The organism is Acetobacter sp. DsW_059, assembly GCF_002153695.1.
GTDB lineage: Bacteria > Pseudomonadota > Alphaproteobacteria > Acetobacterales > Acetobacteraceae > Acetobacter > Acetobacter thailandicus.
The window spans coordinates 1-14,625 of record NZ_JOPI01000067.1 but is presented as its reverse complement, the minus strand read 5'-3'; the positions used below and the strand labels follow the sequence as shown (position 1 = coordinate 14,625).

The following is a 14,625-nucleotide window of genomic DNA, read 5'->3' as shown; positions in this document are numbered from 1 at the left end:
ATCGGTAAGCCTGTGAATCACAATCTCTCGCTCAGTTCAATAAATTAATAGGTCCTGAGCCTAGGGCTGAGAATAACTCCAGTCCTTCTGCCGCGTCCACGAGCTGCCAATGATCGGATCGTTTATCTCATGAGACGCTGCCTCTTAGCCCCCCCTGGCAATGGCCATCTTTCTGCCTTCGGCTTACGCACAAAGCGACAAAGCAGCCATTACGCAGGCTTACTGGCGTACAAGTGAACAGGCGCGTCCTGTCACGCTCTCAGACACTGAAGTCCTCAAAGCTACTCCCGACCTCAAGCGAGCAGGAGAAGGCTATCGTGACATGTGCGATACGTCCGTCACGCCCAAAATCCTGCTTCTGGATGTCGGTGGAATTCTGGGGACGGTCAGTGTGGTGATTGAGGAAGACTCTTTCTGCTTTGGCGGCGATGGTGCGCAATACACGGTCCTCGACAAAGGTCATCGCGTTTTATGGCATAATTCTGCTGCCGGCATCGCAACCCTTGAAAGCCGTCATGCCAGTGTCTGGGACCTCATTTTTGCAGGACCGGGCATGAAAGTTCCGATCTGGATCTGGAAAGCTGCCGAACACCGTTTTGTCCTCCACACTGTGGTTGACACGGAATAAGGCGACAGGTCGCGGAAAAGAAAAATATCGATTTTGAGCAGATCCGTTCGCGTCTCAACTCATTCTGGCGGGCAACGCGGGTGGAGAACACTCTTTCCGATACCTCGCCAGAAGATGCGACCATAAAAATTTCGGTCACCAAACACGACGAAACGCATTAACAATGAGCCCGCTTCAAAAACGAGGCGGGCTCATTGTTTTTAGCATCCTCTGCCTTTGTCTTGCAGAAGTCGAAGTAAAGCTATGGCAGGTCCGAGCTGAAACATCCTGTGCGTGAGAGTTGCGATAAACGACACGCTTTGACCGAACTGACCCGATCTTGGTCGCTAAAGATGTTGGTGTTCATCATATAAGTATGTTCCTGGTTGTGTGAATTTGACGCGGAAATCCATCTATCGCCGCGCGCGCGCTCTCATTGTCATCCGGGCATAAGCCGCCTGGAATGCCTCTTCGCAAATGGCAGCCAGCCAGTCGGGATGGGCCATCATATCGAGCCAGATGATACGTAGCAGAGGGCGATCCGGTTCACTGAACCAGCGTTCCTTAAGCGCCAGACGTTCCAGGGAATGCTCCTCGACATCCGTCTGGCATTCGCGATCTGATCCCAGCATGCCCATGACTTCGAGATAAACCAGAGGCGTGTCATCACCCGGAGCGCAGATCCCAAAATCGCTACGCAGAAACCGTCTTTCTTCGAGAAAAGGATGACAGCACAGATCAAGGTTGTTGGGTTGCAGGCGCCTGAGGGTCTCCCAGACGATACGTTCAGGGTTTGACTCCAGCTCGGTGCCGTCAGAAGCGACGTGGCTGCCTTCGGGCAAACGGGGGTAGCGACATGCCAGTGCCCTCAACAAGCGCCCCCAGTCTCCGGCATTTCGGGCAAGCTGAGCCAAATGATGTGCACGCGGGCCGCAATACTGCATCATTGGTGAAACCGGAGGTGCGCCCAGTTGCTCGGTCAGGTCTGCCATGACGCGCAGGTCCTGCGGGGTCGCGTCCCACATTGAGGTGCGGTGGGGCCGGCGGGATGCATATCCGTGCATCCGGGTGCGTGAAGAAAATTGTCTCATTGTCAAAGATCCTTTGCGCCCCGGTCGCCTGAGGGCAGATCGGGGCTAAGTGTTGATGGAAAAATGTGTTGGTCTGGTCAGGTTCAGAACAGAGGTGACCGGTCAGCCACCTCCTGAAGTCCTTTTTCAAAGCCCCGCAAAAGCTGCAGCAGCAGCAGCACATGACCATCCAGCGGGCGGCCGAAGGGCATCGTGCTGGCAAGACCATGATCCCGTGCGGCCAAAAGGGCCGGTAGCAGCACGTCGTGCATTTGCAGCCAGACATCGACAAGCCGGTCAAACCCAGGATCAGAGCGAGAAAAATGTTGGGTAGTCATGAGGCAAGAACCTTACTGGTCCCGTTCCAGCAGACACTGATCGGCATCGGCACACTTTGCAGCGCCCGATGACCGATAGGGTATTGAGGAACGGGGGAAATTGAAGGATTTTGAAAAGAAGCGCCTTAGCGGCGAATGTCAGTCGTTGTGCGACAGAGAAGCGGGATCGTCACAAAGCCCCAGCTGAGTGAGGCTGGCCCGCAGGTTGTAGCCAGGGGCACAGTCGGTCGCGAACCAGAAAGGATCGACAGCAAGACCATTGATGACAGGGGCAGGTCCGACGTCAGTCGAAGAAGAAAGACCCAACAGATCAATGGGATTCAGCAGCCGAAGCAACGCAGACAGCAGCATCCAGTCCCGATCTGCCGCTGAGAGACCGATCAGATCCTCAGGCTCCAGTCCTTCATAGAGGTTCTTCACAGCCGCATGCAGCACCAGACTCATCGGTGTATGGAACATCAGATCAGGCCAGAATTCGCTCGCACTGCGATAAAGGCACAGATTGGGTAAAGCGAGAGCTGTATCGCAGGGTATGAGCCAGCGACGCAGGAAATGCAGGTTGTATCCCGCAACGGCCTGAGGGGCATCTGCTCCTTCCTGCGGTAACACCAGCGGCTCCGCAAAACAGATTTTCCCGGAGCCGCTGTGGTGCAGTTCCAGGGTGCGATGGAAGGTCTGAATTGTAAAAAGACTCAAAGGTGTCCAGAGAATGTCCTGAACGACAAAATCGAAAAGACTGCCATCCATAAAGGACAGGAGTGGTTTGCACGGGATCCAGCTCACAAGCCGAATGCGAAGTGAGGATACCTGCATATAGCCGGTGCGTGCACGAAAGCGCTCAAGCCGATCGGCCTGAGATACGGAAGAAAGCAATGTCATGATGTCTGTCCTTTAAAAGCAGGAAGAGACGAGGCAGCCGACATAGTGTCCGGCGTACCACTCCTCTTTATGGGATGGAAGGGAGCAACCCTTCCGCTTTCCGGAGCACTCAAAAAAGAACAGAAAGCGGCTAACCAAAGAGAATATGCACTTTTGCAGGCAGTCCCTGACAAGACGCTGCTTCTTCTGGCGTCACTATGATATCTTTGGTTTTCTTAATGAAATGCGCACCAGGGGTGCCTTGGTCTGTAGTCATTTTTATGCAGGATTTCTGTCACGGATCTGATGCGCACAGGAAGCGTTTCTGTAACACCTATGATCCGGGTTTCAGCGCCGATTTTCGTCAGTTGAAGCTGACGGGAAGAAAGACCTGTTTTGGGGAGACGGGTGATCGTGTCGGATCCGGAGAATTCTGTAGTTCACATGAATAAAAGACTATTTTCACAGAAAATGTCATAGGGTTTTGTATCAGACGATCATCAGATTCCATTTTAGTTTTCTGGTAACGATCGCTGGGGATATGCAGGACATCTATCCGCTCTGGTGCAGACCGTGCGCTGGCGCAGCACGCAGTCATGGATATTGGACGACACATGTTACGGGAGGCTGCAATGACCAGGAAGGCCAACGATGATATCCGGACTCTGATCCGCAGCGCCCGTCGTGCATCTGGACGAAATACGCTGGCATTTTTTATGAAAGATCATTTTTCCGATCTCCAGAAAGAGATCGGAAACCGGGCGGACTGGCGTATGCTGACAGAATTTTTTATCTCCCGCGGGCTAAAGGATGCCTCTGGCCAGAGTCCGTCACCGGATACCGCACGTCAGACCTGGTATCGCCTGCGCCGCAGGCTTGCACACGAAAAGCATACCATCCGCGAGGCTGTATCGCCGAGAGTGCGGTTCCCTGACGCTGGCGCGCTTCAAACTGTTACAAGCCCGGCGCAATCGTTTTCAGCGTCAGGTCGTCCGGCTGGCAACTCTGCCACCAGCCATGCTGCACCCCGCCCGGACGCGGCGATCACCGGCAGTTCCCGTTCCGCAGAAGACAAACTGCGGAAAGCACAGGAAAGGATTCGTGCGGGAACACTGAGTCTGCCACCCCGGATCGGACCGGTCGGCTCTGATCGGTAATACATCACAGCGATGTGAAGTTTGTTTCGATAATTTTTCCCATATCTAATCAGTCCCATTCCTGGCACAATGAGACATGAGCTGGCACATACAGAAACAGAAGTATAAAATTCATCATTTCATTTTCATTTCGATTTTATATTGTATTGTATAATATAGTTATTGATTATTTTTTGTGTTTCATGATGTTTGTGCAGACAGATCACAAGACACGAAAGAACACTTTCATGGAATCTGATGCGCTGCACGATACTGATAACAGCAGGTTATCTTATGACGAAAATCAAACTGTCGAAACAGGTCAGATTTTCCTCTTCCCGACAGGGCGCGGCAACAGAGGAAAAAGCTTCTTCACACGCTGGGCGGTCGAAGAAGCCCGAAATGCGGGACGAGAAGTGATTGTCGCAGACGGAGACTGCACGAATCAGACACTCGCAACGTATTTTCAGGATGCATATTCACCACCGTCGGCCGATCAGGTTTCGATTACGAAATGGTTTGAGGGGCTGGTGCAAAAACAAATTGAAACACGAAAATCACTGATTGTCGACTTCGGAGCGGGCGATCGGACGCTCAAGCACGTAGCGCATGAATTATCTCTTGTCTCTTTCCTGCAAAATCTTGGGGTACAACCCGTCGCCATCCATTTCGTCGGACCGGATACGGATGATCTCGCATATTTACAATCGTTCGAAACCGACAAGCTGTTTGCCCCCGATGCAACAATTATCGTTTTCAATCAGTTCTGTGTTCCACCACACATACCACAGGCGACGGCATTTTCTGACTCGATCGAAAAAAGCGACATCATACGACAGATTCTCGATCGTGGTAGTCAGATCGTAGTTATGCCGACATTGGGATGCGCACATGAAATCGAACGCCGCAGGCTCAGCTTCATGAGAGCTATCGATGGCAAAACAAAAGATAACCTGCCTCCCCTTGGCCTGATCGATCGGCAAAGAACAAGGATGTGGCGGGACAATATGAAAAAAGCATTTTCGGAAGTGCAGCACTGGCTTCCATAAGGTGCGGAAAGGAGAACATGGATATGCCCGTTTCTACCTCTCCTTTCATGACGGAGAATGATGAAACATCGCAGACAGGACAGTCACTGATTGAAGTGGCACGTCACCACGGAATGCGGGACGATGATCCTGTTATGCCACTCATTGTTGCGTGGCAGGCTTCGCTCGAAGCACTGCGCAATCAACAGAGCCATCTCGGTGAACTTTATATCAAGGCAGAAAATGAAATAACGTATGCATTGCATAAAAGAATTGAATTTTCTGAGAAGGAGACCGAGCGGCTGAACACTCTCGCAGCGACACTTCAGGTCAAAATGGTTTCAGATATCGGCAATATAATCGCAAGAGAAAGTGAAAGTGCATTAACAAAACGGGTAAAACTCATTGAAGCCCGGACTATCTGCATTCTTGTAGCGACGTTGCTCATCGGAGTCATTGCGACTTACTCAATAGGCCACTGGCACGGATATAATGCTGGTGCTGCGGATAAAGCGCACGAAGCCGAACTCACACTCACTGAATTTCGATCCACCGCAACAGATGCTGCAAAACTGTTTTTCGGACGGCCAAAGGAGCTGGAGTTATGGGCGCAGATTATCCGTCTCAATCGGCTGGGTGATACGCATAGTCTTGATAATTGCTATAAGAATACATTTTTTAATTTTGGTGGTTTTGCGGATCAACTGGGATGCTGGCTTCCTGTCAGGATCCCGGTTCCACAGGGCCATCCGCCAGATATGACGATCCCGCTACTGGCACCGAAAGGACCACCGTCTTCAGAGGCGATCTGGCGATGAAAACTGAGAAGAATCAACTTCAGGTTCTTGTTGAGAGTTTGCGTGCGATAAGCGAAACACAGGAACTTCACGGAAAGATGCTCGTCGCTCTGGTGCATGCTCTGGACGGCCCCGGAACCGGAGAAAGTGAGCTTCTCACAGTTCTCAAAGATATTTCAGTTACATTGAGATATCAATGTCAAAGTGTAGAAGCACTCAATGACCGACTGACAAATTTACCCGCGCTGATGATGCACACTCTTGAAGCCGAGCTGCCCGGCATTCTGGATGAAGGGCCGTAGCGGTGCTGACGTATCGCACCGGTGTCGCGGGCGGGCCTTCTGCCGCTGTGTTTATGGCGGATCATCTTCTGGAGCAGACTGTCCCGGCTTCGCAGGCGGCCCTTGCGCGTTACTATAACCAGACTCCTTCTGCTGAAAAGAATGATGTTTCTACAGCTGAAATCGGAAACGACATCGAACCCGACATGCTGAGCCTTCTGGGCCTGACGCCTGGTCGTGCTGTCAGACGCGACGGGATCGCCTGCCTTCTGGCGGGCCTGCGTGCGGATGGAAAGCCTGTCGAGGGCAAACAGATTCAGGCAGGCAGCAGAAGTATTGCGGAGAGCCTTGGATTTTCCGGTGAGGACTGGCCGGATGAAAAATGTCTCCGACAGGCATCGGATCTGCTTTGTGGCTCCGGCGACGATTTTATCTCTGGCATGCAAAGCCAGAGCAGAAGAGCAGCAGAACGTCTTTTCAGTCTGTATGGTATTCCTGCCGGATGTCAGCCTGATGCAACGCTTTTCGTCCGGCTGGCAGCGGGCAGGAGCTTTGACGGTAAGCCACTCGACAGACGCAGTTTCCTGGACGCTGTCACCGCCTCGAAAGCAAGGATCGGTTATATTGATCTGACGTGGTCTGCCGACAAGTCCGTTTCACTCGCCTGGGCTTTTGCCCGGACTCAGGCCGAACGGGCCATGATTCTGCAGGCTCACCGTGATGCCGTGGATACCGTCATGCGACAGGTGCGCCATGAAATCGGTCGTGCCCGCAAGGGCAAGGCTGGCAAAAAGGGCTATGAGGCCGGACAGATCGGCTGGTTGCGCTTCGATCATTTCACAAGTCGCCCGACCGTTGAGCTGCCCGATGTTGATGCAGTATCCGGGGAGTCCTTTACGCGCCGCTTTACCCTTCGCGTGCCGGGAGACCCGCAGCTTCATACTCATACGGTCGTTCCCAACGTCGTACTCACCGAAAGCGGCCGTGTCGGCGGACTGGATCTCAAACGACTTTCAGGGCGGGTCAAGGAACTCGGGGCACTGTATCAGGCTTTTCTTGCGCAAAATCTGCGGGCGCTTGGTGCGGAAGTCGAACTCGATCGCAAAACGGGAGCCGCACGTCTGATGGTGGTTCCGGAAACTGTCCGTGAGGCATTTTCAAAGCGTACACAGGGCGGACTTTTCGCCGCTCGTACTTATGCAAAGGCCCAGGGTCTCGACTGGGAATCCCTTGATGAGTCCCGCCGTATCGCCCTGCTGAAACAGGGGACGCAGGGTGATCCGCGTCAGGTCAAACAGGATGATCTTGCTGATTTTGAAGTGTGGCAACGTCAGGCTGACGCGCTCGGCTGGACAGTACCGCTTTTCGTGGGGAAAGCCGGCCGGTCCGCAACACAGGCATCCGTAGCACATGAGCATGTGGAGGCAGCGTTCGCTCTGACCTGCGATCTGCTTGCGGAACGGTTCCGGCAGAAAGCCGTGCTGGAAGAAAGTGATGCCCGCATCTGCGCGGTGCGAGCACTGGTCGAAACCGGTATCCGGGACGCTGGCGATGTCGATGCCGTGCTTTCCATGCTGGCAGCACGTCGTTTCCGGCATGACGGGGCGGAGACATCCCTGATCTGGGTGGAGGACACCGACCCTGTGGGAGAGAGACGTCTGCGTGTCACAACACAACTCCATGTCGATCGTGAAAATGACCTGATCCGACTGGCGCGTCAGGCAGCGTCCGACCGGAGCGGGGCATTATCTGCCGGACAGATCGAGGCAGGCATCGCCGCGACGGGTCTGGATTTCAATGGGGAGCACGGGGAAAGCCAGCGTCGCGCCATGCACGCTCTGGGAGCAGAGGGTCGGCTGTCGGTTCTGGTCGGCGTCGCGGGCTCTGGCAAAACCACGCTGCTCAGACCTCTCGTGCAGGCCTGGCATCAGGCGGGTCGCACAATCTGGGGCACGGCGGTAGCCTGGCGTCAGGCGGAAGATCTGGCTGGTGCGGGGATCGACCGGGAGAATCTCCGTGCAACACATCCTCTTTTAAAAGACATCCAGGAAGGCAGGATTACTCTGGATGCCGCCAGCGTGGTCGTTCTTGACGAGCTGAGCCTGCTCAGTACGACCCAGCTTCTGGATCTGTTGCGTGCCCGCGGTGAAACTGGCTTTCGTCTCGTGATGATTGGCGATCCCCTGCAATGTCAGGCGGTGGAGGCCGGACCCGTTGTTGATCTGCTTCGGCGTGCTCTTGGCGCTGACGCCTTGCCGGAACTGCTCACAAGCGTCCGCCAGCAGAGTGAACGCGAGCGGACCACAGCTCTCATGCTGCGCGACGGCAATACACGGGAGGCCCTGCAGAGGAAATGGGCCGATCAGACACTTCTGATGGCATCGGGAGACAGTGGAACAGTCATGTCCCGCATCGCGGATCTCTGGCTGGAGCGCTATCAGTCCGGTCGGGCACGACAGAATTTCTCACTAACGGTCAGCGCGCCGACCAATGCAGAGGCACGGAATCTTGCGCGCGTCATTCGGGAGCGTCGCCGCCAGATGGGTGAAATTGGTGAGGATGCCACCGTGGTTGAGGCGGTCGATCAGCACGGCGTTACATATGACATGACACTGGCTGTGGGAGACCGCGTCAGACTGTTTGCCCGCACAAACTGTCATCGCACCGATGGGAAGCGGGGGATCCTTGGAAATAACGGTAGTGTACTGAGAGTTATCGCGATTGATTCTGATGGCATCAGTTTACGTAACGGTCAGGGTACGGAAGGTTTCGTGACATGGAAGACCCTGGCTGCTCCAGACAGCGGCCGTATCCGCCTTGGTTATGGAGATGTGCTCTCCATTGATGCCACCCAGGGTTTGACGAGCACCGAACATATTGAGGCTATGCCGTGCGGTTCAAAGGCTATAGATGCCCATCGTGCTTATACACAGGGAAGCCGGCATCGGGAGCGGACCTGGCTGGTCACCTCGGAAGGGGCGGAGCGCCGGGAGATCGCCGGTCGTCGCCCACTGGGAGATTCGCGACCCATCAGGCAGGCCGATATTCTTGACAACATGGCGCGCAATATGAAGCGACGGGATAAAAGATCATCCGCCCTCGGACTGCTTGATAGCGTGCGTGAGGTGCGCCAGCAGACCCTTCGCGATTTTCAGGGAGCAATGCTGTCAGTTGAACGGCGCAGCGCGGCGGGAAACCCTCCCACTCTGACCCCGGCTATTGCCCGCCATCGCCGGAGCCAGTCCGCTGGGCCTGTATATCCGCTGGCAGATGCCATCAGGGAGGAACTGTCCGGTATAAAGGCCGCAACCGGCAGGACAGAGACGCTGGTTTCAGCCTTTGTAAAAGACCTTACCAGGGGCATGGGACAGGTCTTTGGAAAATTCCGTGACAGACTGCGTCACTGGCGTCTGCGCAGGGCGCTCGGGGAAGCCCGGCGCCGGACAGAGAATGGCGCGCAGACTCTCTGGCGCCGGGTCGAACGCGAACTGACGGAAGAGGATATCCCCGAATGGGGCTCCGACGCATATTTTGGCTCCGTTGCAAAGGCGGAGATGGAACGGAACGGCTCTATTTCAATGGCGCGTGCCGCCGCTCTCCACGAGGGCGAGATGTGGCGCAAACAGGATGCCCGCCGACTGGATCCGGCGGGAAACGGTGTTGTATCGCGCCGTGTCGACTGGCTTTTCCAGCTGGCAGGTATCGGGAATGCAGCCCCGGATAATGTCCTGTCTATCATTCTGCCCTCGCGTTCTTCCGACAGAACGGATGTTTTTGATTCTCTCCGCGACGATCTTCATGATATGGGAATCGATGCAGGCCGTGACGCTGATGTTCTTCACCTGAAAAAGGAGGAACTGTCCAACGCACTTGCGGCTTTTGAGGTTGAAGCTGTTTGCGCAGTGTGCGACCGTCTTCTTCTGGCGCGTTTTGCGCGCCGGACGCGTCCGGCTGATCATGAGCGCAGCAGGATTATCCAGCAGGAACCGCACAGGGTCGTATGGGCATCATCACGCAGGAGAAGCGGACCGGATCTGACGGACTGACCGGACTGCGGGGAAACGGTTCTGTCCATGAGAAAAACAGGAAAAACGTCGGAAAAAGTTACAGTTTTCTTCGATGTCAATCAGCCAGGTGAAAGCAACAATTTTGCTCTTCAGGGTCTCCTCGTCGCAGCCGAAAGGAACTTTACAGCCGGGCGTCGAAGCAGGCTGCAGAAATACGGCAGCATGTGGTCGGATAGCCGTGACAGATCATCTCCTGTCACGGACGACTGTCTCCATCTGGAAATGATGCTTCTCGAACGGCAGCATCTGCAGTTACTGGCCTGCCAGCGCACATCGGGGCGACAGTTCCTGGATTTTCTCAGGCCGTTCGACCTCCGGACACTGGATGACCTTGGATCGGTCAGGCGGAAGCTGCACGATCAGATCCACGCACAGCCGCTCAGCAGCCTCGACAAGGCTCTCGAACTCCAGAACCTCTATCAGGAGCATGATCTCTGGCGGTTGCAGATGCAAATTGCCGATATCGGCACGAGGCTGAAAACGGCCATGCCACGGTATGGTTTTTCAGAATACAGTGCGATCCGGTCCACCATCATTGAAGAGGGTTGCCGCTACATTGGTCGGGCGGTGCATATCGCCGCCCGTCTGTCACTGCATCATCCCGACATACCCATATCGTGGGAGCGTTGCCTGCACGTGTTTCAGGCTGGTCGCAGGGGGATTGATCCATTCAGTACTATTGATGATTATGTCATGGAGCCCTCCACTCCCTCGCGCCTGCTAAGAAAAAGAAGACTGAAAGCCAGGGAGAGAGAAAAGACTCATCTCAGCAAACGTACCCTTGCCGAGATGCTTAAACATTTCAGACCGGTCGCGCATATTCTTGCCGCCATGGACGTTCTGGCCTGCCGTGCCTATCTGCCGATACATCCCACGAACGACGTGTGGCCGCCCTATCGCCCGACATGTGAAACTGATTCTGGCTTTCTGACAGCGGGCCGGAGTTTCATGGACGATCCACGGGATGGGGGCATGACCCGGGCGACACTTGGGTATGCGCTGTGGTTTCAGGACTGGGGTCTGAAAAAGCCTTCTGCCCCGGGAAGCCGGGCTCTGTTCCAGGCTGCGGATATTACGTGCCTGCAAAGCGATCTTTTTCTGCCAGAGGTGATCGGGCACGAACTGGATTTCATTCGGGATAACGGGTCCATTGCACGGCGGGACCCGGTTTATGGCTACATTTATGATCCACACCTGTATGACGATCGGACAAAGGACGTCGCCGACACAGCAGGTATCTCCGCTCCCGGTTTATCTTCCCCTGCTGTCTCTCCGGTAGCAACAGACATGGGAGAAAAAGAAAAATCTGCGTGCATGAAATCACCAGTTCTGATTCTTCCACCACTGCCCAAAGAAATTCTTGGCATGCTGCGCGATTATAAACCGCAGCATAGCAAGCAAAAAAACTCCTGACGTAACCCATGCGACACAGGCGCCGTGTGCCCAGCGCGGTCTGTAAAGCAGAATTCAGTTCTTTTTCTTCGCGAACCGGTCGGACCGGACGCGGGAACGGGAAAATCTCTCTCCAGTCTGTTTTCGCAGAATAACAGCAGAAAATACGAGTGCGATGTGACCGGAGCGGCAGGCCGCGACATTATGCAGGGCTATTTTTTGTTTCGATAACGAAAAATGCAACGGTTTTTGCAGTTTTTGTTTCCATTACCCGCATCGAAGCTGCCTTCAACGAAGTTCGGGTTGAAAGTAGAGAGATGCAGGACACATTCGATTTTCCAGAAATAATTCTGATCAGAAATTCTGCTGTTTTCTTCGGATTTTCACGCGAAACAGCATACAGACTTGTCAGATCCGGCGATATTTTATCATGTCGCATTGCAGGTCGACGGCTGATTACATCGCATTCTGTACGCGAATTTATCGTCAGGCAAGTGAGAGCACAGTCTTCGATTGACCAAAATGCAGACTGGTTCAGAAACTTTATGATATCTTACCGCAGTCTTCCGGTCATTCTTTCCATTTCAAAAGTCAGCAGCTGCTTCGGTATTTCACGCAGGTCAGCATATCGTCTTTCTGCATCAGGAAAAATAGTAACGATCCAAATAGGAAGATCACGTTTTATAATAACTGAAAGTATTCATCATCACATTCAGAGATCCATTACATCCGCTCAGAAAAGTGTCGGCAATCCGGTTGTGGATACGTGCCCATGAATCGCGCGCTATCGCCCGGACGAACCGGTGTAAGCTCAACACTCGGGAACAGGCCCATCGACTCTGGCTCAGGACAGCGGTCCGTGGTAATCTCCAGAAAAATGCACAACTGGCAGGTTCAGGACGATCTGCCGCCAGAAATCCCGGTCGACAAAGCGGAAATCGATATTCTGATGAGGTTTTGCGATGACATCCTTGCCCGTTGCTTCGAGCCCACTCCAGCCACAGCCGTCCCTGCGCGCAGCTCTTTATCTGCGGGTGTCAACAGGGCGGCAGGCCGAGCACGACCTGTCAATTCCTGATCAGCAGCGCCAGGCTGAAGCATATTGTACCGCGAAAGGCTGGGAGGTCGTCGAAGTTTTTATCGAGCCAGGTGCTTCGGCGACAGATGACCGCCGACCGGAATTTCAAAAGTTGATGGAGGCAGCATCGGAGAAACCAGGGCGGTTCGATGTTGTCGTTGTGCATTCCTTCAGCCGCTTTTTCCGTGACCATTTCGAGCTTGAGTTTAACGTCAGACGTCTTGCAAAGCAGGAAATTCGGCTGATCTCGATCACACAGGAACTGGGAGATGATCCGTCTGCCGTGATGATGCGCCAGATCATGGCGCTTTTCGACGAATATCAGTCCCGTGAGAATGCCAAACATACGCTGCGGGCCATGAACGAGAACGCCCGTCAGGGGTTCTGGAACGGCTCCCGTCCGCCTTTCGGCTATCGTACCGTGGAGGCAGAGCGTCGCGGGCAGAAAATAAAGAAGAAGCTGGAGATCGACCCCATTCAGTCTGAAACGGTCAGGCTCATTTTCGAACTCTACCGTCACGGAGATGGACAGTCCGGCGGGCTCGGTATCAAGGCGATTGTCAGCCTCCTCAATGCAAAGGGATACCGTACCCAGACCGGCTCACGGTTTTCCTGCAAATTCATTCATGACGTGCTTACGCGCGAGACCTATGCGGGCACGCATGCGTTCAATGTGGTCGAAGCGAAAACAGGTCGTAAGAAAGCGTCGAATGAGGTGATCACCATGGATGCTCCTGTCATTATTCCCCGTAGTGAGTTTGCGGAAGTGCAGCAGCGTCTGAAACAGAACGCCCCGCGTGTGACCGCACCCCGGATCGTCAATGGTCCATGCCTGCTGACGGGGGTGGCAGTCTGCGCCACCTGCGGGGGCGGGATGACGTTGCGGACAGGAAAATACGGTCGTTATCGCTATTATACCTGCGCGACACAGGCCCGGCAGGGAAAGACGGCCTGCAAGGGGCGGAATATCCGCATGGATCTGCTCGATACGCTGGTCATGGAGCATCTCGCCACCCGTCTGCTCACGAAAGACAGGCTTGGCGTGATACTGGAAGCGCTCCTGACACACTATGCTGCCAGTCAGAACCGTAATGCCGCCCGCCAGGAGAGTCTGCGTAACGCGTCCCGTGAAGCCGAACAGAAGTTGCAAAGGCTGTATGCGGCTATCGAAAATGGCGTTGTCGATGCTACTGATCCCACGCTCAGGGAACGACTTGATGCCCTGAAGGCTCAGCGGGATGAGACCAGTCGTCTCTGCGCAATGGCGGAAGCTCCGGGGATGGTCGTGCCGGTGATTACCGATGAAATGATCGAACGTTTTTCTCGTGACCTGCGGGCAAAGCTGACGGATGGTCCGGTTGCCATGCGCAAGGAATATCTGCGAGCGATCGTCGATCGCATAGAAGTCGATGACAGAGAAATTCGTATTTTTGGAAGGAAAGACAGGCTGATGAACCAGCTCGTCTCGGACCGTCCGAAACTGAACCCAAAAGTTCCCAGTTTTGGACGGGAATGGCGTCCCGTACGGGATTCGAACCCGTGTTGCCGCCGTGAGAGGGCTTGCACCATTATTGAGTTTCAATGAGTTATGCGCGTTTAGCGATATGAAAAGAGAGCATTAAATAGCGGTAAATCAAAGGATGTAGCGCGATAGATGTTCACTCGAACATTAAGGCCCAGCCGCCGTCACTGGCTAAAAGCTTCGCTGCATCCCTTCGCTCCAGGCAAGGAAAAACCTTGTACCCCCCCCCAACCCGTACTATGCTCACGGGGCTGCGGCGGCGTGGATGGACACGCGGGAACTTACCGGCTCAGTCTTGTATGAGGCAGTCAAGGAAAGCTCTCCCTTCGCAGAGAAAGCCGGTATCAAGCCCGGCCCGTAGCAAATACATTTTCTGCGCCTCAGTCCTCAGCATTGCGCCAGAAGTCAGATTTCACGACGAGTATGCGCCACACGATAGCCAGCAAGGTGA

Annotated in this window: 11 protein-coding genes; 8 read left to right on the top strand and 3 right to left on the bottom strand. The window is 54.4% G+C overall.

Annotated elements, in window-relative coordinates; translation table 11 throughout:
* Positions 1-160: 160 nt before the first annotated feature.
* Positions 161-628 (top strand): hypothetical protein, encoded by a 468-nt coding sequence (locus HK25_RS11670; protein WP_086636332.1) that lies wholly within the window; start codon positions 161-163, stop codon positions 626-628.
* Between the two features lie 392 nt (positions 629-1,020).
* On the opposite strand, the gene HK25_RS11665 is transcribed toward HK25_RS11670, so the two are convergent.
* The 3 genes from HK25_RS11665 to HK25_RS11655 all read right to left on the bottom strand — a co-directional run bounded on the left by HK25_RS11665 (position 1,021) and on the right by HK25_RS11655 (position 2,894).
* Positions 1,021-1,698, bottom strand: a complete 678-nt coding sequence (locus tag HK25_RS11665) for a hypothetical protein (protein ID WP_143296002.1) — start codon at positions 1,696-1,698, stop codon at positions 1,021-1,023.
* Positions 1,699-1,781: 83 nt separating this feature from the next.
* Positions 1,782-2,015 carry a hypothetical protein gene (locus HK25_RS11660; RefSeq protein ID WP_086636330.1) on the bottom strand — a complete coding sequence of 78 codons (234 nt, stop codon included), beginning with the start codon at positions 2,013-2,015 and terminating at the stop codon, positions 1,782-1,784.
* 138 nt (positions 2,016-2,153) lie between these two features.
* Positions 2,154-2,894 carry a hypothetical protein gene (locus HK25_RS11655; protein WP_086636329.1) on the bottom strand — a complete coding sequence of 247 codons (741 nt, stop codon included), beginning with the start codon at positions 2,892-2,894 and terminating at the stop codon, positions 2,154-2,156.
* Positions 2,895-3,505: 611 nt separating this feature from the next.
* On the opposite strand from HK25_RS11655, the gene HK25_RS11650 reads away from it, so the two are divergent.
* From HK25_RS11650 to HK25_RS11615, 7 genes are all read left to right on the top strand, one after another.
* A complete protein-coding gene (locus tag HK25_RS11650) occupies positions 3,506-4,030 on the top strand; it encodes a hypothetical protein (RefSeq protein WP_143296001.1) in 525 nt (174 codons plus the stop codon).
* A gap of 227 nt (positions 4,031-4,257) precedes the next feature.
* Positions 4,258-5,058 (top strand): hypothetical protein, encoded by an 801-nt coding sequence (locus HK25_RS11645; protein ID WP_086636327.1) that lies wholly within the window; start codon positions 4,258-4,260, stop codon positions 5,056-5,058.
* 17 nt (positions 5,059-5,075) lie between these two features.
* Positions 5,076-5,855 carry a hypothetical protein gene (locus HK25_RS11640; RefSeq protein WP_086555078.1) on the top strand — a complete coding sequence of 260 codons (780 nt, stop codon included), beginning with the start codon at positions 5,076-5,078 and terminating at the stop codon, positions 5,853-5,855.
* A complete protein-coding gene (locus tag HK25_RS11635) occupies positions 5,852-6,136 on the top strand; it encodes a hypothetical protein (protein WP_086555077.1) in 285 nt (94 codons plus the stop codon). The genes HK25_RS11640 and HK25_RS11635 overlap by 4 nt, the downstream gene beginning before the upstream one ends.
* Positions 6,137-6,138: 2 nt before the next feature.
* Positions 6,139-10,161 (top strand): MobF family relaxase, encoded by a 4,023-nt coding sequence (gene mobF, locus HK25_RS11630; protein WP_086636326.1) that lies wholly within the window; start codon positions 6,139-6,141, stop codon positions 10,159-10,161.
* A 27-nt stretch (positions 10,162-10,188) separates the two neighbouring features.
* A complete protein-coding gene (locus HK25_RS11625; RefSeq protein WP_086636325.1) occupies positions 10,189-11,595 on the top strand; it encodes a hypothetical protein in 1,407 nt (468 codons plus the stop codon).
* A 941-nt stretch (positions 11,596-12,536) separates the two neighbouring features.
* Positions 12,537-14,237, top strand: a complete 1,701-nt coding sequence (locus HK25_RS11615; RefSeq protein ID WP_086636323.1) for a recombinase family protein — start codon at positions 12,537-12,539, stop codon at positions 14,235-14,237.
* Positions 14,238-14,625: the final 388 nt, after the last annotated feature.

What these genes read in the sequence shown, in the direction of transcription:
- HK25_RS11670 (WP_086636332.1), top strand. Translation starts at nt 161, where the DNA reads ATGGCCATCTTTCTGCCTTCGGCTTACGCACAAAGCGACAAAGCAGCC.
- HK25_RS11665 (WP_143296002.1), bottom strand. Translation starts at nt 1,698, where the DNA reads ATGAGACAATTTTCTTCACGCACCCGGATGCACGGATATGCATCCCGC.
- HK25_RS11660 (WP_086636330.1), bottom strand. Translation starts at nt 2,015, where the DNA reads ATGACTACCCAACATTTTTCTCGCTCTGATCCTGGGTTTGACCGGCTT.
- HK25_RS11655 (WP_086636329.1), bottom strand. Translation starts at nt 2,894, where the DNA reads ATGACATTGCTTTCTTCCGTATCTCAGGCCGATCGGCTTGAGCGCTTT.
- HK25_RS11650 (WP_143296001.1), top strand. Translation starts at nt 3,506, where the DNA reads ATGACCAGGAAGGCCAACGATGATATCCGGACTCTGATCCGCAGCGCC.
- HK25_RS11645 (WP_086636327.1), top strand. Translation starts at nt 4,258, where the DNA reads ATGGAATCTGATGCGCTGCACGATACTGATAACAGCAGGTTATCTTAT.
- HK25_RS11640 (WP_086555078.1), top strand. Translation starts at nt 5,076, where the DNA reads ATGGATATGCCCGTTTCTACCTCTCCTTTCATGACGGAGAATGATGAA.
- HK25_RS11635 (WP_086555077.1), top strand. Translation starts at nt 5,852, where the DNA reads ATGAAAACTGAGAAGAATCAACTTCAGGTTCTTGTTGAGAGTTTGCGT.
- HK25_RS11625 (WP_086636325.1), top strand. Translation starts at nt 10,189, where the DNA reads ATGAGAAAAACAGGAAAAACGTCGGAAAAAGTTACAGTTTTCTTCGAT.
- HK25_RS11615 (WP_086636323.1), top strand. Translation starts at nt 12,537, where the DNA reads ATGACATCCTTGCCCGTTGCTTCGAGCCCACTCCAGCCACAGCCGTCC.